General features: G+C 53.7%; 23 protein-coding genes. 10 read left to right on the top strand and 13 right to left on the bottom strand.

Going from position 1 to position 24801, the window contains the following annotated elements; translation table 11 throughout:
• Positions 1–131 precede the first annotated feature (131 nt).
• Together HFD94_RS20765 and icd are read right to left on the bottom strand one after the other, a co-directional pair.
• The gene (locus HFD94_RS20765) at positions 132–329 is read right to left on the bottom strand and encodes a hypothetical protein (RefSeq protein WP_061901562.1); all 198 of its coding nucleotides are present in this window, start codon (positions 327–329) and stop codon (positions 132–134) included.
• 514 nt (positions 330–843) lie between these two features.
• Positions 844–2094, bottom strand: coding sequence for an NADP-dependent isocitrate dehydrogenase (gene icd, locus HFD94_RS20760; RefSeq protein ID WP_010246256.1), 1251 nt, complete (start codon positions 2092–2094; stop codon positions 844–846).
• Between the two features lie 104 nt (positions 2095–2198).
• Here icd and rluE point away from each other — a divergent pair, with 104 nt between their 5' ends.
• The 8 genes from rluE to HFD94_RS20720 all read left to right on the top strand — a co-directional run bounded on the left by rluE (position 2199) and on the right by HFD94_RS20720 (position 10051).
• The gene (gene rluE / locus HFD94_RS20755) at positions 2199–2861 is read left to right on the top strand and encodes a 23S rRNA pseudouridine(2457) synthase RluE (protein WP_061901563.1); all 663 of its coding nucleotides are present in this window, start codon (positions 2199–2201) and stop codon (positions 2859–2861) included.
• A gap of 44 nt (positions 2862–2905) precedes the next feature.
• On the top strand, positions 2906–3379 hold the full coding sequence (locus tag HFD94_RS20750) for an NUDIX domain-containing protein (RefSeq protein WP_022625845.1): 474 nt from the start codon (positions 2906–2908) through the stop codon (positions 3377–3379).
• Positions 3380–3421: 42 nt separating this feature from the next.
• A complete protein-coding gene (gene mnmA / locus HFD94_RS20745) occupies positions 3422–4534 on the top strand; it encodes a tRNA 2-thiouridine(34) synthase MnmA (RefSeq protein ID WP_010669869.1) in 1113 nt (370 codons plus the stop codon).
• Between the two features lie 42 nt (positions 4535–4576).
• Positions 4577–5218, top strand: coding sequence for a high frequency lysogenization protein HflD (hflD, locus tag HFD94_RS20740; protein ID WP_010246266.1), 642 nt, complete (start codon positions 4577–4579; stop codon positions 5216–5218).
• 44 nt (positions 5219–5262) lie between these two features.
• Positions 5263–6633 (top strand): adenylosuccinate lyase, encoded by a 1371-nt coding sequence (gene purB / locus HFD94_RS20735; RefSeq protein WP_061901564.1) that lies wholly within the window; start codon positions 5263–5265, stop codon positions 6631–6633.
• 104 nt (positions 6634–6737) lie between these two features.
• A complete protein-coding gene (gene phoP, locus HFD94_RS20730; protein WP_010246270.1) occupies positions 6738–7406 on the top strand; it encodes a two-component system response regulator PhoP in 669 nt (222 codons plus the stop codon).
• Positions 7407–7408: 2 nt separating this feature from the next.
• On the top strand, positions 7409–8869 hold the full coding sequence (gene phoQ, locus HFD94_RS20725; RefSeq protein WP_010669868.1) for a two-component system sensor histidine kinase PhoQ: 1461 nt from the start codon (positions 7409–7411) through the stop codon (positions 8867–8869).
• Positions 8870–8926: 57 nt separating this feature from the next.
• Entirely contained in the window at positions 8927–10051 is a 1125-nt protein-coding gene (locus HFD94_RS20720; protein WP_010246274.1) for a cupin domain-containing protein, read from the top strand.
• Positions 10052–10117: 66 nt separating this feature from the next.
• On the opposite strand, the gene pepT is transcribed toward HFD94_RS20720, so the two are convergent.
• The 5 genes from pepT to lolC form a co-directional block, all read right to left on the bottom strand.
• A complete protein-coding gene (pepT, locus tag HFD94_RS20715) occupies positions 10118–11347 on the bottom strand; it encodes a peptidase T (protein WP_010246276.1) in 1230 nt (409 codons plus the stop codon).
• Positions 11348–11584: 237 nt separating this feature from the next.
• Positions 11585–12418 (bottom strand): Sir2 family NAD+-dependent deacetylase, encoded by an 834-nt coding sequence (gene cobB / locus HFD94_RS20710; RefSeq protein ID WP_010246278.1) that lies wholly within the window; start codon positions 12416–12418, stop codon positions 11585–11587.
• 145 nt (positions 12419–12563) lie between these two features.
• The gene (gene lolE, locus HFD94_RS20705) at positions 12564–13808 is read right to left on the bottom strand and encodes a lipoprotein-releasing ABC transporter permease subunit LolE (RefSeq protein WP_022625849.1); all 1245 of its coding nucleotides are present in this window, start codon (positions 13806–13808) and stop codon (positions 12564–12566) included.
• On the bottom strand, positions 13808–14512 hold the full coding sequence (lolD, locus tag HFD94_RS20700) for a lipoprotein-releasing ABC transporter ATP-binding protein LolD (RefSeq protein ID WP_010246282.1): 705 nt from the start codon (positions 14510–14512) through the stop codon (positions 13808–13810). Before lolD ends, lolE begins: the two co-directional genes overlap by 1 nt.
• The gene (gene lolC, locus HFD94_RS20695) at positions 14505–15704 is read right to left on the bottom strand and encodes a lipoprotein-releasing ABC transporter permease subunit LolC (protein WP_167433510.1); all 1200 of its coding nucleotides are present in this window, start codon (positions 15702–15704) and stop codon (positions 14505–14507) included. The genes lolD and lolC overlap by 8 nt, the downstream gene beginning before the upstream one ends.
• A gap of 248 nt (positions 15705–15952) precedes the next feature.
• Between lolC and HFD94_RS20690 the strand changes: the two genes are divergently transcribed.
• Together HFD94_RS20690 and mfd are read left to right on the top strand one after the other, a co-directional pair.
• Positions 15953–16162: a hypothetical protein gene (locus HFD94_RS20690; RefSeq protein ID WP_003849845.1), complete on the top strand. Its 210-nt coding sequence runs from the start codon at positions 15953–15955 to the stop codon at positions 16160–16162.
• 228 nt (positions 16163–16390) lie between these two features.
• Positions 16391–19834 carry a transcription-repair coupling factor gene (mfd, locus tag HFD94_RS20685; RefSeq protein ID WP_167433509.1) on the top strand — a complete coding sequence of 1148 codons (3444 nt, stop codon included), beginning with the start codon at positions 16391–16393 and terminating at the stop codon, positions 19832–19834.
• Positions 19835–19978: 144 nt separating this feature from the next.
• Here the strand turns inward: mfd and HFD94_RS20680 are convergent, their stop codons facing one another.
• The 6 genes from HFD94_RS20680 to HFD94_RS22930 form a co-directional block, all read right to left on the bottom strand.
• Positions 19979–20521 carry a glycine zipper 2TM domain-containing protein gene (locus HFD94_RS20680; protein ID WP_003849847.1) on the bottom strand — a complete coding sequence of 181 codons (543 nt, stop codon included), beginning with the start codon at positions 20519–20521 and terminating at the stop codon, positions 19979–19981.
• A gap of 405 nt (positions 20522–20926) precedes the next feature.
• Complete coding sequence (locus HFD94_RS20675) at positions 20927–21466, bottom strand: hypothetical protein (RefSeq protein ID WP_052270915.1); 540 nt, start codon at positions 21464–21466, stop codon at positions 20927–20929.
• A 117-nt stretch (positions 21467–21583) separates the two neighbouring features.
• Positions 21584–22078, bottom strand: a complete 495-nt coding sequence (locus HFD94_RS20670) for a DUF2569 domain-containing protein (protein ID WP_061901566.1) — start codon at positions 22076–22078, stop codon at positions 21584–21586.
• A gap of 214 nt (positions 22079–22292) precedes the next feature.
• Positions 22293–22856 carry an Ail/Lom family outer membrane beta-barrel protein gene (locus tag HFD94_RS20665; RefSeq protein ID WP_061901567.1) on the bottom strand — a complete coding sequence of 188 codons (564 nt, stop codon included), beginning with the start codon at positions 22854–22856 and terminating at the stop codon, positions 22293–22295.
• Between the two features lie 847 nt (positions 22857–23703).
• Positions 23704–24114 carry a hypothetical protein gene (locus HFD94_RS20660; RefSeq protein ID WP_148037977.1) on the bottom strand — a complete coding sequence of 137 codons (411 nt, stop codon included), beginning with the start codon at positions 24112–24114 and terminating at the stop codon, positions 23704–23706.
• A gap of 202 nt (positions 24115–24316) precedes the next feature.
• Positions 24317–24790: a hypothetical protein gene (locus HFD94_RS22930; RefSeq protein WP_207712423.1), complete on the bottom strand. Its 474-nt coding sequence runs from the start codon at positions 24788–24790 to the stop codon at positions 24317–24319.
• Between the last annotated feature and the right edge of the window lie 11 nt (positions 24791–24801).

Here is a 24801-nt window from a genome sequence, read left to right as displayed (position 1 = left end):
GAAGGAACCGCGCAGCGGCGCGAGGACCGCCAGCCCCTGAGCGGCACCAGACTGCGTTATCACCTGTCGCTTAACTGACTGGCATTACGCCCATGGCGGCCTGAGGTGTCTGGCTTGATGACCGGGATCGGTCAGTCGGCGCGGGTTGTCAGCAGGCTGATAGCCAGCGTCATCACGGGTTCCGGGTTGATTCCGGTAAACATTTGATGAATTTTTTCAGAAATGGCTTCACCAGTCACAGGCTTATTTTCAGCCACGATTTCCATCACCGCCTGTCCAAATAGCAGGCGACATGCCCCAATAGCATCACTTACCGCTTCATCATCCATAATGCTCTCCCTCTGTATCGGCAGAAGCGTACACGTCTGCGGCAACCGGATCATGCGTAACTCTATTTTTTTGTGGTACAGGTTACAAAAATGAATCAGCTGTAAGGATCAAATAACGTGGCCCGACACATTTAATGCCGGGCGCTTAACTGGTACTGAAAGAGATTAACAGAGGGTAGCGTTTAACAAATCAGGCATGACAGGGTGGATGACAGATATGCGTTCACTCACTCTTTTACCGTGGCATCAGACAATTCAATTTGCAGAGAGAGTAAAATGCCATGCAGCGGGAAATGATTTAGCAGCACTCTCACTGAGAAAATGTCTTAAACAGTACGGTGCGAGAGCAATAAGCGCTTAGATGAGTAACCGCTATAACGATGATCGCGGCAAAGCCTGGATTGTGGTTGCTGCGTGAAGGTGATTTTATGAAGAGTTTTGGGGAAAGAAAGCGGGAAGTAAAAAGCCAACACGATTTTTACATCCGTGTTGGCTATATGTTATGTAATGCGGATTACATATTTTCGATGATCGCGTCACCAAACTCTGAACATTTCAGCAGTTTAGCGCCATCCATCAGGCGTTCGAAATCGTAAGTCACGGTCTTGTTAGCGATAGCGCCTTCAACACCTTTAACAATCAGGTCAGCCGCTTCGAACCACTCCATGTGACGCAGCATCATTTCTGCGGACAGAATAATTGAACCTGGGTTCACTTTATCCTGACCTGCATACTTAGGTGCTGTACCGTGGGTCGCTTCGAACAGCGCACACTCGTCACCGATGTTGGCGCCTGGTGCGATACCAATACCGCCAACCTGCGCTGCCAGAGCGTCAGAGATGTAGTCACCGTTCAGGTTCATACAGGCAATAACGTCATACTCAGCCGGACGCAGCAGGATCTGTTGCAGGAACGCATCAGCAATCACATCTTTAACGATGATCTCTTTGCCGGTGTTCGGGTTTTTGAACTTCATCCACGGGCCGCCGTCGATCAGTTCGCCGCCGAACTCTTCTTTCACTAACTGGTATCCCCAGTCTTTGAAAGAGCCTTCGGTGAACTTCATGATGTTGCCTTTGTGAACCAGGGTCAGTGAATCACGATCGTTAGTGATGGTGTATTCCACTGCCGCGCGCACCAGACGTTTGGTACCCGCTTCTGAACACGGCTTAACGCCGATACCGCACTGCTCAGGGAAGCGAATTTTCTTCACGCCCATCTCTTCGCGCAGGAACTTGATCACTTTGTCCGCTTCGGCAGAGCCCGCTTTCCACTCGATACCGGCATAGATATCTTCGGAGTTTTCACGGAAGATCACCATGTCGGTCTCTTCAGGACGTTTAACCGGGCTTGGCGTGCCTTTGTAGTAACGTACCGGACGCAGGCAGACGTAGAGGTCAAGCTCCTGACGCAGGGCCACGTTCAGTGAACGAATACCGCCGCCGACCGGGGTGGTCAGTGGGCCTTTAATGGCCACGCGATATTCTTTGATTAAGTCGAGAGTTTCCTGTGGCAGCCAGACATCCTGGCCGTAGAGTTCAACTGACTTCTCACCGGTGTAAATCTCCATCCAGGAGATCTTACGCTCGCCGTTGTAGGCTTTCTTCACCGCCGCATCGACGACTTTCAGCATTACCGGGGAAACATCAACACCGATACCGTCACCCTCAATGTAAGGAATGACCGGATTGTTTGGCACTGTGAGCTTGCCCTGATTCAGGGTGATTTTCTGACCTTCCGCCGGAACAACTACTTTGCTTTCCATTAACCTCTCCTGGGCGTTTGTTAATGATTTGTAAGATGCGCGTCAATACTACTTGAATATTTCCGCCACGCCAATCACCGCAATTTCACGTTATAATGCGCCGAATGTTTCTGACTGCAAAGCCCATGCGAAAAACTTCTCAACGAATTCACCAGGATAAACGATTCAGCCGCCCGACGCGTGATGCGCGGCGTTCCCCTGCCCGCCCTGCGGCTCCGCGCCGCGTGATTCTTTTTAACAAACCGTTCGACGTGTTACCGCAGTTCACCGATGAAGCGGGCCGACGTACCCTGAAGGATTTTGTCAGCGTCGCAGAGGTTTATGCCGCAGGTCGCCTCGATCGCGACAGCGAAGGATTGATGGTGCTGACCAACGACGGCGCGCTGCAGGCTGCGCTGACTCAGCCCGGCAAACGCACAGGTAAGATCTATTATGTGCAGGTGGAAGGCGAGCCACGGGAGACGGATCTGCAGCCTTTGCGGGATGGGGTTAATCTGAAAGATGGGTTGACGCTGCCCGCTGGGGTAGAAAAAGTGGCTGAGCCTGAGTGGCTCTGGCCACGTCAGCCACCCATCCGCGAGCGTAAAAACATCCCGACGCAGTGGCTGAAAATCACGCTGTATGAAGGCCGTAATCGTCAGGTTCGCCGGATGACCGCTCACATTGGCTTTCCCACATTGCGATTGATCCGGTACGCGATGGGGAGTTATTCGCTCGACGATCTGGCTCCGGGCGCGTGGCGTGAACTCAGCGAAAATGCGCTCTGAAAACCGGTTTTTTATAACCTCAGGTTAACAATTGCGGAGAAGTGATGTTTAAACCTCATGTTACTGTCGCCTGTCTGGTTCAGGCCGAAGGTGAATTACTGGTGGTGGAAGAGACGATTAACGGTCGCCCCACCTGGAACCAGCCCGCCGGGCATCTTGAAGCGGATGAAACTCTGCTGGAAGCCGCAGAGCGCGAACTCTATGAAGAGACCGGCATCGCCACGCCGATGCACTATTTCATCGCGATAAACCAGTGGATCGCGCCCGACAGTACGCCTTTTGTGCGTTTTCTGTTTGGCGTGGATCTGGCGGAAAAAGCGCCAACCCAGCCGCAGGACAGCGACATCGATTGCTGCTGGTGGTTGCCGCCAGCGCAGATTCTCACTGCCTCTAACCTGCGTTCGCCGCTGGTCGCGGAAAGCGTTCGCCTGTGGCAACAGGGCACGCGCTACCCGCTACATCTGGTCAGCCCGTTCCGGTGGCCGTTTCACGAGGGTGCGTGCGCGCCTTCCGCATGATAGAATGCGCCGCCTGTTTTTTTATCGTAATGCGAGCGTGTCATGTCTGACAACAGCCAGAAAAAAGTGATCGTCGGTATGTCCGGCGGCGTCGATTCTTCCGTTTCCGCCTGGTTACTGCAACAGCAGGGTTACCAGGTTGAAGGCCTGTTCATGAAGAACTGGGAGGAGGACGATGGCGAGGAGTATTGTACCGCCGCGGACGATCTGGCGGATGCGCAAGCGGTGTGCGACAAGCTGGGTATGAAGCTGCACAAAGTTAACTTTGCCGCTGAATACTGGGATAACGTCTTTGAGCATTTCCTCGAAGAGTACAAAGCAGGCCGCACGCCCAACCCCGATATCCTCTGCAACAAAGAGATCAAATTCAAAGCGTTCCTGGAGTTCGCGGCTGAGGATCTCGGCGCAGATTTTATCGCCACCGGTCACTACGTGCGTCGTCAGGACGTGGCTGGCCAGAGCCAGCTGTTGCGCGGTCTGGATGGCAACAAAGATCAGAGCTACTTCCTCTATACCCTGAGCCACCAGCAGATCGCCCAAAGTCTGTTCCCGGTTGGCGAGCTGGAAAAACCGGAAGTGCGCCGCATTGCCGAACAGCTCGACCTTATCACCGCGAAGAAGAAAGATTCGACCGGCATCTGCTTTATCGGTGAGCGCAAATTCCGCGACTTCCTGGCGCGCTATCTCCCGGCTCAGCCTGGCGAAATCGAAACCACCGAAGGCCAGATCGTCGGTGAACATCAGGGGCTGATGTACCATACTCTGGGACAGCGTAAAGGCCTGGGTATTGGCGGCCTGAAAGAGAGCAAAGATGATCCCTGGTATGTGGTCGACAAAGATGTGGCGCGTAACCGCCTGATTGTCGCCCAGGGCGGCGATCATCCGCGTCTGATGTCCGTCGGCCTGATTGCGCAGCAGCTGCACTGGGTTGATCGCCAGCCGATTACCGCCCCGCTTCGCTGCACCGTGAAAACCCGCTATCGTCAGACCGATATTCCCTGTGAGATTATCCCACACGGCGACGATCGGATTGAGGTGCGTTTCGACGAGCCGGTTGCAGCGGTGACGCCGGGCCAGTCTGCGGTGTTTTACCTTGGCGAGGTCTGCCTCGGTGGCGGTATTATCGAACAGCGTCTGCCGTTAGTGGCGGAGTAAGCGGGCTCAGCCCGCATTGATGACGCGTAAACAGGAGTAACCGTGGCGAAAAATTATCAGGAAATTACGCTGGCGCTGGCGGGCATCTGTCAGTCGGCCCATCTGGTGCAGCAGCTGGCTCAGCAGGGTCACTGCCAGCCGGAGGCGCTGACCGTATCGCTGCGCAGCGTGCTGGACCTTAACCCTGGCTCAACGCTGGCGGTGTTTGGCAACAATGAAGCCAACCTGCGCCTCGGACTTGAAACCCTGATGGCGGTGCTGAACAGCAGCAGTCGTCAGGGTGCAGGTGCAGAGCTGACGCGTTACACCCTGAGCATGATGGTGCTGGAGCGCAAGCTCAGCGCCAGTAAAACTGCCATGGCGACGCTGGCCCAGCGCATCACTCAGCTGGATCGCCAGCTGGCGCATTATGAACTGGAATCAGACACCATTCTCAGCGCGATGGCTGCCATCTATGTGGATGTGATCAGCCCGCTTGGCCCGCGTATTCAGGTCACCGGTTCGCCTGCGGTACTGCAGAATACGCAGGTACAGAGTAAAGTGCGCGCCACCCTGTTAGCCGGTATCCGTGCTGCCGTATTGTGGCAGCAGGTCGGTGGTGGCCGACTGCAACTGATGTTCTCGCGTCAGCGTTTGCTGCGTGAAGCGAAAACCCTCTTATCCCGGCTGCCACTGACTTACTAAGTCGGTGCGGCAAAACACTGCTAAATGATTCAGGAGTTGCACTGATGGAATTATCCTCTCTGACCGCCGTCTCACCTGTCGATGGTCGTTACGGCGATAAAGTCAGCCCGCTGCGTGCGATTTTCAGCGAATTCGGTTTGCTGAAATTCCGCGTTGAGGTTGAAGTTCGCTGGTTACAAAAACTGGCCGCGACCGCAGAGATCAAGGAAGTTCCTGCATTTGATGTCGACGCAAACGCTTTCCTTGATGCGATTGTCGCCGGTTTTTCCGAAGAAGATGCAGCGCGTATCAAAACCATTGAGCGCACCACCAACCACGACGTCAAAGCGGTTGAGTATTTCCTGAAAGAGAAAGTTGCAGACGTCCCTGCCCTGCATGCCGTTTCTGAATTTATCCACTTCGCCTGTACTTCTGAAGATATCAACAACCTGTCGCACGCCCTGATGCTGGAAACAGCCCGTCGTGACGTGATCCTGCCTTACTGGCAGCAGCTGATTACCGCTGTGAAGGATCTTGCCAGCGAATATCGTGACATTCCGCTGCTCTCCCGCACCCACGGCCAGCCGGCTACACCGTCGACGATGGGTAAAGAGATGGCGAACGTCGCTTACCGTCTGGAGCGTCAGTTACGTCAGCTGAAGCAGATTGAGGTGCTGGGCAAAATCAACGGCGCTGTAGGGAATTACAACGCCCACATTGCCGCCTATCCCGAAGTGGACTGGCATGCGCTGAGCGAGAACTTCGTCACCTCGCTGGGGATCACCTGGAACCCTTACACCACCCAGATTGAGCCGCACGACTATATTGCCGAAATGTTCGACTGCATCGCCCGCTTTAACACCATCCTGATCGATTTCGATCGCGATATCTGGGGTTATGTGGCGCTGAACCATTTCAAACAGAAGACCATTGCGGGCGAGATTGGCTCGTCGACCATGCCGCACAAAGTGAACCCAATTGACTTCGAAAACTCCGAAGGCAATCTGGGCCTGGCGAACGCGGTAATGCAGCATCTGGCCAGCAAACTGCCGGTCTCACGCTGGCAGCGCGATCTGACCGACTCCACCGTGCTGCGTAACCTCGGTGTGGGCGTCGGTTATGCGCTGATCGCCTATCAGGCGACGCTGAAAGGCATCTCGAAACTGGAAGTGAACCGCGATCGTCTGCTGGATGAACTGGATCACAACTGGGAAGTGCTGGCAGAACCGATCCAGACGGTAATGCGCCGTTACGGCATTGAGAAGCCTTATGAGAAGCTGAAGGAGCTGACGCGCGGTAAACGCGTCGATGCCGCCGGCATGCAGGCCTTTATCGACAGCCTGGCACTGCCGGAAGAGGAAAAAGTCCGTCTGAAGCAGATGACGCCTGCAAACTATATTGGCCGCGCTATCCAGATGGTTGACGATCTGAAATAATGCCCGCCGCAGACCGGCCCAGTCCGGTCTGCGTTAACATCTTGTTTAATACATTTCGCGTATACTTTCTGCAGGTTGACTCAAACAGAGTGTAAGGAATTCCTATGCGTGTTCTGGTTGTTGAAGACAATGCCCTGCTGCGCCATCATCTCGCCGTCCAGTTACGTGACATGGGCCATCAGGTCGATGCCGCCGAAGACGCCAAAGAAGCTGACTATTTTCTTCGGGAACATCTGCCAGATATCGCGCTGGTGGATCTCGGCCTGCCGGATGAAGATGGTATGTCTCTGATTCGCCGCTGGCGCAGCGATGCCGTGCGCCAGCCGATTCTGGTGCTGACCGCCCGTGAAGGCTGGCAGGCCAAAGTTGAGGCGCTGGAAGCCGGTGCGGATGACTACGTCACCAAACCGTTTCACATTGAAGAAGTCGCGGCACGCCTGCAGGCGCTGATGCGTCGTAACAGCGGACATGCCTCGCAAATCATCGATATGGCCCCGTTTCAGGTTGATCTCTCCCGCCGTGAACTGACGGTCAATGAACAGCCGGTGAAGCTCACGGCCTTTGAGTACACCATTGTCGAAACGCTGATCCGTAACGCGGGCAAAGTGGTGAGCAAAGACTCGCTGATGCTGCAGCTCTATCCTGACGCTGAACTGCGTGAAAGCCACACCATCGACGTTCTTATGGGCCGTCTGCGCAAAAAAATTCTGGCGTTGCATCCTACTGACGTGATCGCCACCGTGCGTGGCCAGGGCTACCGCTTTGATCTCTGACCATGTCCTGGTTTAATCGTTATCGCCCTATTTCGCTGCGCGCCCGCTTTCTGCTGGCCTCCGCAGCGATCGTCCTCTTCCTCTCACTCTCCTACGGCATGGTGGCGGTGATTGGCTATGTGGTCAGTTTCGATAAAAACACCTATCGCGTAATGCGCGGCGAGAGCAACCTGTTCTTTACGCTGGCGCAATGGCATGACAACAAACTCACCATCGCCCAGCCGGAACGGATGACGCTCAACTTCCCGACGCTGGTGTTTATTTACGATGAGCACGGCAAGCTGTTGTGGCAGCAACGCGACGTGCCAGAGATCCGCAAGAAGATCCGCCGTGAATGGTTGCTGAAGCCTGACTTCTACGAGATTGATACCAGTAACCGTACCAGCATGGTGGCGATGGGCAATAACCTGAATGCTCAGCAACGACTCAACGACTGGGACAATGACAGCAACGATACCTTTACCCACTCGGTCGCCGTTAACCGTTACGATGCCACCACGAATCTGCCCGCGCTCACCATTGTGGTGGTCGACTCTATCCCGCAGGAGTTGCAGCATTCTGATGTAGTCTGGTCGTGGTTCAGCTATGTGCTGGCAGCCAACCTGATACTGATCATTCCGTTGCTGTGGCTGGCGGCGCACTGGAGTCTGCGGCCGATTGGCGCGCTGACACAGCAGGTGCGCGAACTGGAGACCAGTCAGCGCGAAAATCTGGCGGATAATCCGCCGCAGGAACTGCGCAGTCTGGTGCGTAACCTCAATCTGTTGCTGACCAATGAGCGGCAACGCTATACCCGCTATCGCACCACGCTTTCAGACCTGACCCACAGCCTGAAAACGCCGCTGGCCGTGTTGCAGAGCACCCTGCGCTCGCTGCGCAACGGCAAGGAACTGACGGTGGAACAGGCTGAGCCGGTGATGCTGGAGCAGATTAGTCGAATCTCGCAGCAGGTCGGTTATTATCTTCATCGCGCCAGTATGCAGGCCGATCACAATCCGCTGCAGCGCGATCTGCATTCCGTTTCCGGTCTGCTCGACAAGCTCTGCTCGGCCCTGAATAAAGTCTATCAGCGTAAAGGTGTGGCGATTTCGCTGGATATCTCACCGGAGCTGACCTTTGTTGGCGACCAGAATGACTTTATGGAAGTACTCGGCAACGTGCTCGATAACGCCTGCAAGTATTGCCTGGAATTTATCGAAATCAGCGCATTTCAGAGCGAAAATGCACTCCATCTCTATATTGACGATGATGGTCCGGGCATTCCCGAGAGCAAGCGCGATTTAGTGTTTGTCCGGGGTCAGCGCGCCGATACCCTGCGTCCCGGTCAGGGACTGGGTCTGGCGGTGGTGCGTGATATCCTTGAGCAATATGAGGGCAACGTCATCGCCTCCAGCAGTGCACTCGGCGGAACACGCATGGAAGTGGTCTTTCAGCGCCAGGAAGTCGAACATCGCCGCGAGTAGAAAACCCTCAGGGCTGTTATACTTGCTGGCATTTACAGCCCTAAGCGGAACCCTTTTATGGACTATCAGCTCGATATTAACTGGCCCGATTTTATTCAGCGTTACTGGCAGAAACGCCCGGTAGTGCTGAAGCGTGGTTTTAAAAACTTTGTCGATCCTCTTTCACCGGATGAACTGGCCGGTCTGGCGATGGAAAACGAGGTGGATAGCCGCCTGGTAAGCCATCAGGATGGCAAATGGCAGGTCAGCCACGGCCCGTTCGAGAGCTATGATCATCTGGGTGAAAACAACTGGTCGCTGCTGGTACAGGCGGTCAATCACTGGCATGAAGCCTCTGCCGCACTGATGCGCCCTTTCCGTTTCCTGCCTGACTGGCGTGTTGATGACCTGATGGTGTCGTTTGCCGTGCCTGGCGGCGGCGTCGGTCCTCATTTTGATCAGTATGATGTCTTTATTATTCAGGGTGCCGGTCGCCGTCGCTGGCGCGTCGGTGAAAAGGTGCCGCTGAAGCAGCACTGCCCGCACCCGGATCTGCTGCAGGTTGAGCCATTCGACGCCATCATCGATGAAGAGATGGAGCCGGGTGATATTCTCTATATTCCGCCAGGGTTCCCGCATGAAGGCTACTCGCTGGAAAACGCCCTGAACTACTCCGTGGGTTTCCGTGCCCCCAGCGGACGCGAGTTAATCAGCGGCTTTGCAGATTACGCGCTGGCTAATGAGCTGGGCAGCCTGCGCTTCAGCGATCCGGATGTCCCTGCACGTGATTGCCCGTCGCAGATTCTGCCGCAGGAGATTGAAGGCGTACGTCAGTTGATGCTGGATGTGGTCAATCAGCCGGAGCAGTTCGCTCAGTGGTTTGGCGAATTCATTTCCCAGTCACGCCACGAACTCGATGTCGCGCCGCCGGAACCGCCTTACCAGCCTGATGAAATTTATGATGCGCTGCAACAGGGCGATACCCTGAGCCGGTTAGGTGGCCTGCGTGTCCTGACGATTGGCGATGCGGTCTATGTCAACGGTGAGCGTGTTGAGTGTTCACATCCCGATGTGATGGCGGTACTGGCGCGCCACTATCGCATCACACTGGACGATCTGGGGGATGCGCTGGATGACCCGTCGGTACTGGCGCAGATCGCTGATCTGGTCAATGCCGGTTACTGGTACTTCGGCGACGAATAATCTGAGCTGATAATGAATCAGGCTCTCTTGCCACCGTGGCAGAGAGCCTTTTTTGTGTCTGCGGGTTTAATTCTTCTTCTGCGCCGCCAGCTCTGACAGCCGCACAATCACTTCCACCGATTTCGCCATGATATTCAGCGAAGCAAACTCATGCTTGCCGTGATAGTTATAGCCACCGGTGAAGATGTTCGGGCAAGGCAGCCCTTTCCAGGACAGCGCCGATCCATCCGTACCGCCGCGAATCGGTTTCACTACCGGCTCAATGCCGCAGTCACGCATCGCCTGTAAAGCCAGTTCGATGATGTGCGGGAACGGCTCAACCTTTTCACGCATGTTGCGATAGCTGTTGGTGATCTCGACGGTGACCGAACAGTCCGGGTGCAGGGTTTTGTTGATCTCTGCGGCAATCTGCAGCAGCGTCTGTTTACGCTGTTCAAAACTCTCCGTTTCGAAGTCACGAATGATATAGAGCATCTCGGCGTGTTCGACGCTGCCTTTGATCTGATGCAGATGATAGAAGCCCTGATAGCCGTCAGTATATTGCGGTTTTTCACTGGCCGGGACCGCGGCATGAAACTGGTTTGCCAGATCCAGCGCATTGACCATCACCCCTTTGGCGGAGCCAGGGTGCACGTTGTTACCGACGATTTTGACGGTGGCCGAAGCAGCGTTGAAGTTCTCATACTCGAACTCCCCTAAATCACTGCCATCAATGGTGTAGGCCCAGTCAGCGGCAAAGCCTTCCACATCAAAGTGAGAAGTGCCGCGACCAATCTCTTCATCGGGCGTAAAGGCAACACGGATCGCACCGTGCGGCGTATCGCTCGCAGCCAGTTGCGCCATCGCCGTCATGATCTCAGCGATACCCGCTTTATCATCCGCGCCCAGCAGGGTTTTGCCATCGGTAGTAATCAGCGTATGCCCAATCAGCTTGTGCAGCACCGGGAACATCACCGGCGAGAGAATTTCGTTGCCGTTGCCCAGCGCAATGTCTCCGCCGCGATAATTTTCAATGATCTGCGGATTCACATGTTTCGCCGTAAAGTCTGGCGAGGTATCCATGTGAGAGATGAAACCGATGACTGGTGTCGGCCAGTCAACATTGGCGGGCAGCGTGCCCATGACGCAACAGTGATCGCTTAAGGAGACATCGACAAAACCCAGTGCCAGCAACTCCTCCTGCAGCTGACGCGCCAGCGTCCACTGCCCTTCACTGCTGGGCACCTGGCGCGCCTGCGGCTTAGCCTGGGTCTCAACGGCCACATAACTTAAAAAGCGCTCAAGTAACTGTTCCATATCCCATCCTTTAAAAGTGCCATCCGGTATTATTAACAGACCAGCCGGTTACAACGTTGCGTAAAATCATTCGCAGACAGGTTAGCGCTGTCGATAACCTTTGGGAAAGCAATAAGCCCGAAAAAAACGGCTGATTACGAGATTGTTGCGGCAAACCTCGCAATGTTGATAAACACCGGGCGGCTGGAATCAGCATGATGGGCAAAAAAACGGCGAGGCGGCCATAGCCGCCCCTGCTTACTTATAAAGCGCGCGCAGCAGCTTATGCACAAACTCCGGCACCACTTCGCTCGCCAGGCCGTAATGTCGCTCGGCAAATTCGTTGCCCACCTGGCTTGGCTCCAGGTTCAGCTCAACAGTATGCGCGCCCTGCAGTTTGGCTTCATGGACAAAACCCGCGGCCGGATAGACATGGCCTGAGGTGCCGATAGCGATAAAGTAATCGGCCTGTTCCAGCGCCTGATAAATCTGCTCCATGCCCAGCGGCATCTCACCAAACCACACTACGTGCGGCCGCAGCGCCGAGGGGAACTGGCAGCAGGTGCAGCGATCGTCCGGCGTGATATCACCGGTCCACTCAATGACCTGACCGCTGGTGACACAGCGCACTTTTAGCAGCTCACCGTGCATATGCAGCACCCGGCTGTTTCCGGCACGCTCATGCAGATTGTCGATGTTTTGCGTGACCAGCAAAAAGTTATCGCCTAATACCTGTTCCAGCTCCGCCAGCGCCAGATGGGCCGCGTTAGGCTGAATCTCTGCCTCCTGCAATTGCTGGCGGCGCGCATTGTAAAAGCGCTGCACCAGCGCGGGATCGCGCTGAAATCCTTCGGGCGTCGCAACATCTTCAACGTGGTGCTCTTCCCACAGGCCGTCAGCGGCGCGGAAGGTCCGGATGCCGGACTCCGCTGAGATGCCTGCGCCGGTCAGCACAACAACATGCGGCTGAGGATGGGCGGCCAGTTCGGCCTGACGATCGCGCTCAAATATGCGCTGGCGAAAGCGCTGATGCACTTTTCTCCGGGTTTTCTTCAGGCGGGCAAGTCGTATGCGGCGACGTGGTGTACGCATAAAATCTCCTGGCGTAGCAGCTGCGGCGAGCCGCTCTAAACAGATTCCGGGTTAACATCACCCGATAGTAACGGTTGCTGAGGGCCGCGCCCAACAGCAAAGGTCTTAAACAGATGCGGCGCGAAAGGATTCGCGCCGCATTTTTTCACTGACCGCTTAATACCCGAGCCGGGTCAATGCGGCTGGCGCGTCTGGCGGGATACCAGCTCGCCAGCAGGCTCAGCAGAATCGCGGTAATCAATACTGAGAACACATCAATCCAGTGCAGTTCCGACGGCAGGAAATCAATGAAGTAGATATCACCCGCCAGCAGATGATGACCGGTAACCGACTCCAGCCCGCGCACCAGTGAGGTCAGATTCAGCGCCACCAGCACGCCCGCGATCACGCCGCTGACGCTGCCCAGCAGGCCTGCCAGCAAACCGTACCAGATGAAGATGGCGCGGATCAGCCGGTCTTTAGCACCGAGGGTACGAAGCACCGCAATGTCACTGCTCTTATCCTTCACCGCCATCACCAGCGTTGAGACAATGTTAAAGCAGGCGACGCCAATCACCAGCACCATCGCCAGATACATGATGGCGCGGATCATCTGAATATCGCGGTACATATAGCCGTAGGTGCCAATCCAGCTCTTGATGTAGACGTAGGAACGGGTCGCTTCACCGGCATCCCGCACCAGTTTGACCGCCTGGAACGGGTCGGTCATCTTCAGGGCGATGCCGGACACGCTGTCACCCATCTCCAGATAGTGCTGTGCATCGGCGAGTGGCACCAGCGCCAGGCTGTGATCGAGCATGCCGCTCAGTTGCAGAATACCGCTGACCTGAAGCCGGATACGTTTAGGCTGAAGCAGTTTGTTATCACCATCGTTGTTGGGGATCATGATGGTGATCCAGTCGCCCTGCTTCACGTTCAGCGATTTAGCAATGCCGCCGCCCAGAATGATCTGCTGCTTACCGGCGGCAAAAGAGGACCAGCCGTTATCTGCCACAAACTGTGGCAGGGCACTGAGACGCGGCTCCTGTGCCGGATCAACGCCCTTTACCTGCAGCGCTTCCAGCCGGGCGCCGCTCTCAATCAGGCCGGTGAAGTTCACATAAGGCGCTGCCGCCGCAATGCCGGGCACCTTTTCAATCGGGGCAATCATCGACTGCCAGTGCTGGAACGGCTGATTGACCGCCTCGATCTCGCCGTGCGGCACCACCGCCAGAATGCGGTTGTTCAGCTCACGCTCAAAACCATTCATGGCGCTCAGACCGATAATCAGCACCGCCACGCCCAGCGCAATACCGATGGTGGAGATCACCGAAATCAGCGACACCATGCCGCCACGACGGCGGCCACGGCTAAAGCGCAGGCCCAGCAACAGGGATAACGACGAACCCATTACACCGCTCCTGCCATGGTGAGCTGATCGCTTAACTGACCATCACGCATCTCCATCTGACGCGTCATCCGTTTTGCCAGCATCAGATCGTGGGTCACCACCAGAAACGCGGTGCCCTGACGCACATTCAGTTCGCCCAGTAATTCAAAAATGGCGTCGGCGTTGCGTGCATCGAGGTTACCGGTTGGCTCATCCGCCATCACCAGCCGTGGGCGGTTAACCAGCGCCCGGGCAATCGCCACGCGCTGGCGTTCGCCGCCTGACAGTTCAGAAGGCCGGTGCGCGGCGCGATGGTCCAGCCCGACCGCGGCCAGCATCTCACGGGCGCGATCCTGTGCTTCCGTTTTAGCCGTTTTGCCAATCAGCAGCGGCATCGCCACGTTCTCCAGCGCGCTGAAGTCCGGCAGCAGATGGTGGAACTGATAGATAAAGCCCAGCTCGCGGTTACGCAGCTCCGCTTTGGCCGACGAGGACATGGCATTCAGTGACTGGCCATCAAACACCACGTCGCCCGATGTCGGTGCATCCAGGCCGCCGAGCAGATGCAGCAGCGTACTTTTACCGGAACCGGAGCTGCCGACAATCGCTGTCAGTTCACCGGGCTGGAGGCTGAAAGCCACATTGCGCAGCACATCGGTCTGCACGCTGCCTTCCTGATAGCGTTTGCACAGGTCGCGGCACTGCAACAAAGGAGTGTTACTCATAACGTAAAGCCTCAGCAGGTTGAACGGCGGCAGCGCGCCACGAAGGATAGAGCGTAGACAACAGCGCCACAATCATGGCGCTGAGGGCGATGGTGACCACCTGCCACACATTAATATCAACCGGCAATGCGGCACCATCAAGGAACAGGCCAATCACCGGCATTAAGTTGTTGAGCTGGCTGGCCAGCAAGACACCGAGCAGCATGCCGAGCAGCGTGCCGATAATACCGGCGCTGGCACCCTGCACCATAAACACCGCCACTATTTGCCGGCGCGTCAGGCCCTGGGTTTGCAGGATCGCCACTTCGCCCTGCTTCTCCATGATCAGCAGGCCTAACGAGGTGATGATGTTAAAGGCAGCCACGGCGATGATCAGGCTCAGCAGCAGGCCCATCATGTTCTTCTCCATACGCACTGCCTGGAAGAGATCGCCTTTACGCTCACGCCAGTCTTTCCAGACCAGGCCCGCAGGCAGTGTCTGCTGACTCAGACTGTCGACCGACAGCGGTTTATCCAGCCACAGTCGCCAGCCGGTAATGTTACCGGCCGGATAGCGCATCACGCGCGACGCATCCTGAAGATTGACCAGAATCTGATAACCATCGACTTCGCTGTTAGCGGCATAGGTGCCCGCTACGGTAAACAGACGCTGACTTGGCACACGTCCCATCGGGGTGAACTGGCTGACCGACGGCACCATCAGACGCAGCTGATCGCCACGTTTTACGCCAAGCTGGGATGCCAGCTGTTCGCCAAGGATGACATTATACTGCCCGGCCTGCAGCACGCTTTGCCGGGTATTGACCAGGAAAGGGGTAAGCGGATCTTTTTCAGCCGGCTCAATGCCCAGCATCACGCCAACGGAGACGCTGTGCGGGCTTTGCAGCACCACATTGGCGGTGGTCAGCGGCGCAATACGGCTGACACCCTGCAGATTCAGCGAAGTGGCGGGTTGCTGTTGTGGATTGAGACTGCCTTTGTCGCTGGTGATCAGCGCCTGAGGCATCAGGCCAAGAATATTGCCTTCGAGTTCACGCTCAAAACCGTTCATCACCGATAACACGGTGACCATCGCCAGCACGCCGAGCGTAATGCCAATCGTTGAGAGCCAGGAGACAAAGCGACCGAAGCGATCCGATGCTCGTCCGCGCATATAACGCAGACCGATAAATAGCGCGACAGGTTGATACATGGAATCCAGTAAGCCGTTGCCTGAAAATAGGTAGTGGGATGATAAAGGAGCGGCTGGCTTTATGAAACCTCTAACCCTCTGAGTCGGCAGCAAAGTTGCATCCGGATGCGTCACATTCCGCGCCAAAGCAGCGGAATAGCCGATAAAGCCGCCGCTTATTGGCTGATTATTCAACGCTCAGGGGGGTAGACTACAATCAGTACCATGATCACGGGTGATTTATTGCCGGGCAGTATGAGGTAGCGACCATGTTGAAATTTCCCAAAGGCAGCATCGTTAAACATAAATCCGGGGAGATCAGAGGCGAAATCATCAACGTCTTTGAGCAGGGAAACGCACCAGCCGGCTACTACGTTAAGTGGGACGACGGTAACCTCAGCTATCATCCTGAGCAGGAGTTATCCTGGGCGAATATCGACCGCCCACGCATGCATTACACACAGCAATCCATAAAATAAAATGCCCGTTTAACCCCGTCGCTGCATGGCGACGGCGGTTTTTTCTGATCCCTTGCCAGACTCCGTCTATCCTCTCTTTATCCGCACGATTACCGCTGACGCCCGGTAATGGCTGACCGATCCCCTGGTTCAGCGCGGCGCGGCAGGAAAATTGTGCCGCAGAGGTGATCCCCCTGACATAATATGGAATGATTACGTCCTGGAAAAATGGAGCAACCCCGAGATCCCATGCCCGAACAGACTCGTTATACCCTGCCCGTTAAATCCGGCGATCACCGTCAGCTCGGCCAGCTCATAGGCGCGGCGCACGCGGTGGAGTGTGCCAGCATTACCGAACGACATGCTGGTCCGGTGTTAATGATTACACCCGATACCCAAACCGCTCTGCGTCTGCTGGATGAAATCCGCCAGTTTACCGATCTGCCGGTGGCGCACCTTGCCGACTGGGAAACGCTGCCCTACGACAGCTTTTCGCCGCATCAGGATATTATCTCCGCCCGCCTGTCGACCCTCTACCAGCTGCCGGTGATGCAGCGCGGTATGCTGATCATGCCGGTCAACACCCTGATGCAGCGCGTCTGCCCGCACAGTTTCCTGCACGGCCATGCGCTGGTGATGAAGCAGGGACAAAAACTGTCACGCGACCGGCTGCGCGACCAGCTTGAGCAGGCCGGTTATCGCCATGTCGATCAGGTGATGGAGCACGGTGAATACGCCACGCGCGGCGCCCTGCTCGATCTGTTCCCGATGGGCAGCGATCAGCCCTACCGCATCGACTTTTTCGATGATGAGATCGACAGCCTGCGCCTGTTCGACGTCGACAGTCAGCGCACGCTGGAAGCGGTCCCCGAAATTAACCTGCTGCCTGCGCATGAGTTTCCCAGCGACAAAGCCGCCATTGAGCTGTTCCGCAGCCGCTGGCGTGAAACGTTTGATGTGCGCCGTGAGTCGGAGCATGTCTATCAGCAGGTCAGCAAAGGCACGTTGCCAGCGGGCATCGAATACTGGCAGCCGTTGTTTTTTGAGCAGCCGTTACCCAGCCTGTTCAGCTATCTGCCGGATAATACCCTGATTGTGAACTGCGGCGATCTTGAAGGCAGCGCCAGCCGCTTCTGGCAGGATGCCGAGGCGCGCTATGAAAATCGCCGCGTTGATCCGATGCGTCCACTGCTGGAGCCGGTCACCCTGTGGCTGCGTCCGGATGCATTAATGGGAGAGCTGAAAGCCTGGCCGCGCATCCAGATGACCAATGAGGTGCTGCCCGCCAAAGCCGCGAATACCAACCTCGGTTATACCCCGCTGCCTGACCTGACCGTTCAGGCGCAGGCAAAAGCGCCGCTCGATCATCTGCGTCAGTTTATTGAAACCTTCAGCGGCACCGTGGTCTTCTCGGTCGAAAGTGAAGGCCGCCGTGAAAGCCTGCAGGATCTGCTGGCCCGGATTAAACTGCGTCCTCAGCCGGTGCACCGCTTCGATGAGACCGGTGAAGAGCGTTTCCGACTGATGATCGGCGCCAGCGAGCGCGGTTTTATTGATACCCAGGGCAACCGGGCGCTGATTTGCGAAAGCGATTTGCTGGGCGAACGCGTCAGCCGTCGCCGTCAGGATACCCGTCGCACTATCAATCCGGACATTCTGATCCGTAACCTGGCGGAGCTGCATCCCGGCCAGCCAGTGGTGCATCTGGAACACGGTGTGGGTCGTTATATCGGCCTCACCACGCTGGAAGCCGGCGGCATTGAGGCGGAATACCTGATGCTCTCTTACGCCAACGACGCCAAACTTTATGTGCCGGTTTCATCGCTGCACCTGATCAGCCGCTACGCGGGCGGTGCTGACGATAATGCACCACTGCACAAACTGGGCAGCGATGCCTGGTCACGCGCACGACAGAAAGCGGCTGAGAAAGTGCGTGATGTGGCGGCTGAACTGCTGGATATCTATGCTCAGCGCGCCGCCAAAACCGGCTTTGCCTTTAAGCATAATCACGAGCAGTATCAGCTGTTCTGCGAAAGCTTCCCGTTTGAAACCACCCCGGACCAGGCGCAGGCGATCAACGCGGTGCTGAGTGATATGTGCGAGCCGCTGGCGATGGACCGTCTGGTGTGCGGCGACGTTGGTTTCGGTAAAACCGAAGTGGCCATGCGCGCGGCATTTCTGGCGATTGAGAACCATAAACAGGTGGCCGTGCTGGTGCCGACCACCCTGCTGGCACAGCAGCATTACGATAACTTCCGCGATCGCTTCGCCAACTGGCCGGTTCGCATTGAGATGCTTTCCCGTTTCCGTACTGCCAAAGAGCAGACGCAGGTGCTGGAACAGGCCAGCGATGGCAAGATCGACATCTTAATCGGCACCCATAAGCTGCTGATGAGCGATCTCAAATGGCACGATCTCGGTCTGCTGATTGTCGATGAAGAGCACCGTTTCGGGGTGCGTCACAAAGAGCGCATCAAGGCGATGCGCGCCGATGTGGACATTCTGACGCTGACCGCAACGCCAATCCCTCGCACCCTGAATATGGCCATGAGCGGCATGCGCGATCTCTCGATCATCGCCACGCCACCTGCCCGCCGTTTAGCGGTGAAAACCTTTGTCCGTGAATTTGACGATCTGGTTATCCGCGAAGCGATCCTGCGTGAGGTTCTGCGTGGCGGACAGGTCTACTACCTCTACAATGACGTTGAAAATATCGAGAAAGCGGCGCAGCGTCTCAGCGAACTGGTGCCGGAAGCGCGTGTCGCTATTGGCCATGGTCAGATGCGTGAGCGTGATCTGGAACGGGTGATGAACGATTTCCACCATCAGCGTTTTAACGTGCTGGTCTGTACCACCATTATCGAAACCGGTATCGACATTCCGACCGCCAATACCATCATCATTGAGCGAGCCGATCACTTTGGCCTGGCGCAGCTGCATCAGCTGCGTGGTCGCGTCGGGCGTTCGCATCATCAGGCTTATGCCTGGCTGTTAACGCCGCATCCGAAGTCAATGACCGCCGATGCACATAAGCGGCTGGAGGCGATCGCTTCACTGGAAGATCTGGGAGCCGGTTTTGCCCTGGCAACGCATGACCTGGAGATTCGCGGTGCTGGCGAACTGCTGGGTGATGAGCAGAGCGGACAGATGGAGACGCTGGGCTTCACGCTTTATATGGAGCTGCTGGAGAATGCGGTCGAGGCGCTGAAAGCGGGTCGCGAGCCGTCACTGGAAGATCTCACCAGCAACCAGACCGAGGTGGAGCTGCGGATGCCCGCCCTGCTGCCCGAGACCTTTATCCCGGATGTCAGTACCCGTCTTTCACTCTATAAACGCATCGCCAGCGCGGAGGCTGAAGAGGAGCTGCAGGAGCTGAAGGTTGAGATGATCGACCGCTTTGGCCTGCTGCCCGATCCGGCGCGTAACCTGCTGGATGTGGCGATTATCCGGCTGAAAGCCCGCGCTGTCGGTCTGCGTAAGATCGAAGCCAGCGACAAAGGCGGTTATTTCGATTTTGCGCCGAAGAACAACGTGGATCCGGCATGGCTGATAGGCCTGCTGCAGAAAGAGCCTCAGCAGTGGAAGCTGGACGGTCCGACACGACTGCGGTTTACCCGTGAGCTATCGGAAAGAAAGGTACGACTTGAGTGGGTGCAGGGATTCGTTTCGCAACTGGCTCAACGGCAGGCGTAACACCCTGCCCGTGCGTTGGTGATCTAACCGGTAAAGCGCCGGTTAGTTTGCCGCAAAAAAAGGCGCATCCTGAGATGCGCCTTTTTCATTACTGCTGTATTACGTTGTGCTGTGTGGCCGCGTGAGCGGCAAAGCTTTGCCCAATTACGCCTGATCGCCGTTGAGAACCAGCTGACCATTGCGATCCAGTGGAATACGCGTGCCGGGGTCATTTTCCATACGGATTTTACCCTGCTGATCGCCTATTTTATAGGTCACATCATATCCCAGTTTTTTCTCTTGTTTGTCGTAAACGGTTTTGCAGCGCTGTTCGGTTGTGGTGTAGGTATCCCGATCCTGCAGTCCGCCCTGGACCTGATTACCGGCATAACCCCCCGCTACCGCACCTGCTACTGTCGCCACATCTCTGCCGCGACCGCCACCAAACTGGTGACCCAGCACTCCACCTGCCACTGCACCTAATACAGACCCGGCAAGACGGTTTTCATCCTGCACGGCCCGACGGTGAGTCAGAGTGACATTACGGCACTCCTGACGAGGCTGTTTAATGCTCTCTTTGATTGGCGTTGCAGACAGTACCTGAGCATATTGAGGACCGCGATCAAACACGTTCATGCCTGCTACGGCTGCAACACCCAGTGCTGCTGCCACACCAATACCGATACCCGCTAACATTGATTTATTCACAGGAAGTTCCTCCTGAAAAGTGTTACCGCGCAATCCTGCTGCTAAAGCATCCTCGTTAACTGAGGTATAACCGGCGTGCGCGACGCGCCGTGTTTGTTGAGATGAAGTTTTACAGATGGACCGAAAATGCAACATCAGATAAATGGAGGAAATTGGTCACTTTGCTATCAGGACCAGTTTTTAGGAGAGTTCTGAGGTGGGGAACGTTATTAATGATGCTTTTTCGCTAAGGAAATTAAACCAATTAAATCAAAGGCATATAATTTTATATGCTTTAAGCAAAGCCTGACTGCCCGTTATGGCAACGGCCTTTCCATCGTCACCCAAAAGTATCGTCTTTATGTACCGTTATCGGGAACATTCATTCCTGAAGCACTCAGGCTTCAGGAATGAAGAAAAAGGAAACTAATCAAAAATGCTCTCGGATGGGCATACCTTTATCTCGCCCCAGCCCACAATGGTGCCATTGGGGGTAAGGTCTTTGATGGAAACGCTATCGCCTGAATATTCGGACCCTCTGACTACAATATCGTAGTCATGGTTAGCCTGAGGAATAAATTCAACAGTGGCCGATTTTTGAGTGTTCTGATGGTATCCAGCCTGTGTCCAGTAGTGAATGACACGAATCATCTGTCCTGGCTTCAGGGTAAATTCATTGATGAAAGCACCCTTGTTTTCAGACGACGCTGGCATACCTATCCGTTTATTACCTGTAACGGGGATGCCCAGAATGGCGAAACCAGAAGTGATACGGCGTTCCAGCATTTTTTTATAGCAACCTGAACTCTGTTTTTCATAGAACTGAAGTGCCGTATTGCCCTCTGAACCCACCCGGATTCGGGCCGCATCCTGCCCTTTATAATCATCCAGTGAAGGTCTGAAACCTGCCGTGCAACCGCTCAATAATAGTGCTATCAATCCGGTGATTAAAATTTTTGCAGCCATTCTTTATTATCCTTAATTTAACTGACACAGACTGGAACTGGTTATTTTATTGGTACTATAACGAGGCGGGTGTTGCGTTACCCATCGTTTATTTTGTGACAAAAAATATTGACCGTATTAATGCACAAAGACTTTATTAATCCTGCTGGAAAAAATAAAATATGGTACCCATATCAGACAACTGATTAAGGCCCGAGCCAGCATATTGATAGCAGGCTGCGTAATGTTTACGTGAAAAACCAAAGCAGGATAAAGCGTGCAAAAACTCGCAAAGATAAGACCGTATAAATAGTACGTTATCATCACGTATCTGGTTTTTACTTTCTTCCTAAAGAAGAACCAGCAAGCCAGCACTGTTACGGGAGCATTAATAATGGACAGCGCTAATAATAAAATACTAAAACTATTAACCACACCTTGTTTCTGATAAGTGTTGGCAATCAACGAAACAATACAAAAATCATTATACAGCATCGTAAAAAAACCAATAATCAAGCCTAAAGCTGGCAGATATAATAAGCCATTAATCCTGCCATCTTCTTTTTTTTCACAATTATCACAAAATCCTGATTCTTTATTCTCTTCTGCTTCCTGACATTTAATGCATAACATTCTCGCCCCCTGAAGCTGTAATTTTTTTTCTTTGTTTTAACAAAATTCAAACCGGTTAATTCAGAACATCGACGTCTTTGGTCAGACAGGATCAGGTACTATTTTAAATGTATCGAAGAACTGCCTGATTCGACCTTTATAAAAAACGGTCCTTTCCAGAGTGCAAAAAAACAACCCTGACCAGATGACCAGGGTTGCGGTTTTTAGCGTTGAATCAGAAACGGTATCCGATGCCGATGTTAAAACCATTAATGCCAACATCTTCGTTATATTTTACGCGAGTACCTTCATAGCCAACACTCACAGAGAGATTGCTGATAGGATTCACGACAACGCCAGCGCCATAGGCAAAAGAGGTTTTATTTTCGCTATATTCTTCGGAGTAGACTCCGGGAAAAGTCACGTTCTCATCCACTTTGGTATGGGCAACACCAATTAATCCATAGAAGCTGATGTAGTCATTGATGCGATATGCAGGACCTGCCATCAGTGAGTAATATTTCACTTTGGTTTTTCCATCATATCCGCTAACATCGCTATAAATATCTTCTCGCTCAGAAAAACTTTCATCGCCTTTCATGTAGCTGAATGAGCCAATCACACTGAGAGGAGACTCCCATTCATAACGATACTGAACGTTGACGCCACGAATATTTTTAAAGTCTTCAACTTTGCTTTGTGCATATCCAACCGAGACGGTGTGATTATCAGCCAGCGCATTGCTGCCCACGAGCAGACCGCCACACAGTAATGCCAGCATTGTCATTTTAGAGGTCATGTAATTAATTCCTTTTCATAATTTAACATTATTTCCCTGCGCTTAATGCAGGACTTCGCTCCCTGAATCACCAATACCCGACGGACAGGATAGAGTTTTTATCAATCCGCCTGTATCGGACAGGAATTTCATGTAGCGCTCCGCGCCTGATGTTCAGATCGGTCGAAGAGCATCTATTCATACCCGGATTTTTTAAAACAGGCTGGCCTGAGTCAATGTGAAACTTAAACGCCAGCCTTATTAAATGGCACTTCGGCCATTTAATTTAGGTTAAGTAAAGAATTTAACCACAGGATTCATCCTGGCGGTTAGTTATCAATCAATTCTTAATGGCACTATTAGACCAAAAAGAATTATAGGTATCAAGACCGAGTTGCCATAAAAAAGCAAAAATCCCTGAAAACCATTTCGGCACATACATCCAGAAAACCACACTGCGTTATACAATCCATTAACGCAGATTATTAACTGACCTGTATATCCACAACCCATTAAAAGACTAAGTTACAGTTCTATTTAACTCCTCCTGAATACAATGAAAATATTCGGAAAGATAACACCTGTATTTTCCCAAAAAGCGTCACCCTCAAGCTGACTGCCAATGCCGCCGCCGGTGCTCATGCCCATCCTTTACCTGTGACTGATTCTGCACATCAACACTGGTGATATTCAGCAAGCTGACGATCTGCCCGTAAGCATCCGGGGCTGGTAACCCTGCCATTACTACAGGCATCCATAACTTTCTTATCACTAATGATGTCATTCTCAGGCAGGTCGTTTATCAGACACTAGGTCTTTTGGCATGCTATCCGTAATAAAAACCTCGGTGAACATGCGCCGGGACAACCTAGCAGCTTAGCCTATGTGAATGAAACTTTTGTAATTCGCCTGCATCTCTTTCAAGAATACCAATGTAATGCTGGTATGACCTAATTAACTCAAAATAACCTAAAATTGAGATAATCCCAAATGCGTCATACAAGTCAGAATAATCTATTGTTTTCTCGGTAATGATACATCCCCAGTCAGGCGGCAACTTATCATCCAATACATTAAAGATATTTGAAGGTACCCATAGTGGATTCTCACCTTCAGGGCATAGCAAAAAATCTATTCGAGTCGTATAAAACATAATACCGTAGACTTTATACTCCATACCAGTTTTTAGCGGCTCAAATAATGTTTCGTCAGTTTCCCCCATGATTCTTGCATCATCGGGTAAGCTTTTTCCGGATATTGAATTGCATATAACTAACATTTATCACACCCTACTTAAATTTGAAATCGTCTACTTGGCCAGTTTTGGTATTCCGAACATAGTGAACTTCAACACCATTAATATTTTGAGCCATTTTGACCCAACCATCTTCTCTAGGCCATCGTTTATCTGTCATTGGTATTGGCAGTTGACGTCCAGATTCTGGATTCGACAGTGCTTGTTCAATAGCCAGTTTTTCTTGCTAAGAATTAGGTTCCGTTCTACCAGTTGAACCACGGCCTAATTGTGTTTCTGACGAATAAGCTAAATCATCTTTATTATACTCAGGAATCGGCGTAACCGTTGTATTGCCTCCCGTATCGCGCATACCATCAGTATTCCCGGTATTGCCTGGTGCCTGCTCACCAGACCGATCCGGCGTAACCAGTGACGTTCCTTTATTTTCATCATGAAAAGGATTAACCAGTTTTCCGCCGGTCAGATCATCATTCACCGGCACAGTTTCCGTTTTGTTACTACTGCCATCCTGATACTGCTGATTATGCGCCACATGCGGATCGCGGGATTTTGCAGCCTCATCACGCGCTTCAACGATTGCACGACCGTCAGTGATCGGCGGCGTATCCGCCTCAGTTCCTGACCCTTTCAGAGTCTTATCCAGCTCCGATGCAATTTTGTTATTCGCATCCTGAACTACCTTGTCACCCGGACTCAATGGTAATCCCG

The organism is Pantoea sp. EKM20T (assembly GCF_011800485.1).
Lineage (GTDB): Bacteria > Pseudomonadota > Gammaproteobacteria > Enterobacterales > Enterobacteriaceae > Pantoea > Pantoea agglomerans.
Note: the sequence above shows the minus strand (reverse complement) of the source record. Positions and strands in the feature narration are given on the sequence as shown.

Excerpts from the sequence above, each read along its gene's own strand:
- HFD94_RS20665 (WP_061901567.1), bottom strand. The coding sequence starts at position 22,856 with ATGACCTCTAAAATGACAATGCTGGCATTACTGTGTGGCGGTCTGCTC.
- lolE (WP_022625849.1), bottom strand. The coding sequence starts at position 13,808 with ATGGGTTCGTCGTTATCCCTGTTGCTGGGCCTGCGCTTTAGCCGTGGC.
- HFD94_RS20765 (WP_061901562.1), bottom strand. The coding sequence starts at position 329 with ATGGATGATGAAGCGGTAAGTGATGCTATTGGGGCATGTCGCCTGCTA.
- cobB (WP_010246278.1), bottom strand. The coding sequence starts at position 12,418 with ATGCGTACACCACGTCGCCGCATACGACTTGCCCGCCTGAAGAAAACC.
- HFD94_RS20690 (WP_003849845.1), top strand. The coding sequence starts at position 15,953 with ATGTTGAAATTTCCCAAAGGCAGCATCGTTAAACATAAATCCGGGGAG.
- icd (WP_010246256.1), bottom strand. The coding sequence starts at position 2,094 with ATGGAAAGCAAAGTAGTTGTTCCGGCGGAAGGTCAGAAAATCACCCTG.
- mfd (WP_167433509.1), top strand. The coding sequence starts at position 16,391 with ATGCCCGAACAGACTCGTTATACCCTGCCCGTTAAATCCGGCGATCAC.
- rluE (WP_061901563.1), top strand. The coding sequence starts at position 2,199 with ATGTTTCTGACTGCAAAGCCCATGCGAAAAACTTCTCAACGAATTCAC.
- HFD94_RS20670 (WP_061901566.1), bottom strand. The coding sequence starts at position 22,078 with ATGTTATGCATTAAATGTCAGGAAGCAGAAGAGAATAAAGAATCAGGA.
- lolD (WP_010246282.1), bottom strand. The coding sequence starts at position 14,512 with ATGAGTAACACTCCTTTGTTGCAGTGCCGCGACCTGTGCAAACGCTAT.
- pepT (WP_010246276.1), bottom strand. The coding sequence starts at position 11,347 with ATGGAACAGTTACTTGAGCGCTTTTTAAGTTATGTGGCCGTTGAGACC.
- mnmA (WP_010669869.1), top strand. The coding sequence starts at position 3,422 with ATGTCTGACAACAGCCAGAAAAAAGTGATCGTCGGTATGTCCGGCGGC.
- phoP (WP_010246270.1), top strand. The coding sequence starts at position 6,738 with ATGCGTGTTCTGGTTGTTGAAGACAATGCCCTGCTGCGCCATCATCTC.
- HFD94_RS20660 (WP_148037977.1), bottom strand. The coding sequence starts at position 24,114 with ATGTTAGTTATATGCAATTCAATATCCGGAAAAAGCTTACCCGATGAT.
- HFD94_RS20720 (WP_010246274.1), top strand. The coding sequence starts at position 8,927 with ATGGACTATCAGCTCGATATTAACTGGCCCGATTTTATTCAGCGTTAC.
- purB (WP_061901564.1), top strand. The coding sequence starts at position 5,263 with ATGGAATTATCCTCTCTGACCGCCGTCTCACCTGTCGATGGTCGTTAC.
- HFD94_RS20675 (WP_052270915.1), bottom strand. The coding sequence starts at position 21,466 with ATGGCTGCAAAAATTTTAATCACCGGATTGATAGCACTATTATTGAGC.
- lolC (WP_167433510.1), bottom strand. The coding sequence starts at position 15,704 with ATGTATCAACCTGTCGCGCTATTTATCGGTCTGCGTTATATGCGCGGA.
- phoQ (WP_010669868.1), top strand. The coding sequence starts at position 7,409 with ATGTCCTGGTTTAATCGTTATCGCCCTATTTCGCTGCGCGCCCGCTTT.
- HFD94_RS20750 (WP_022625845.1), top strand. The coding sequence starts at position 2,906 with ATGTTTAAACCTCATGTTACTGTCGCCTGTCTGGTTCAGGCCGAAGGT.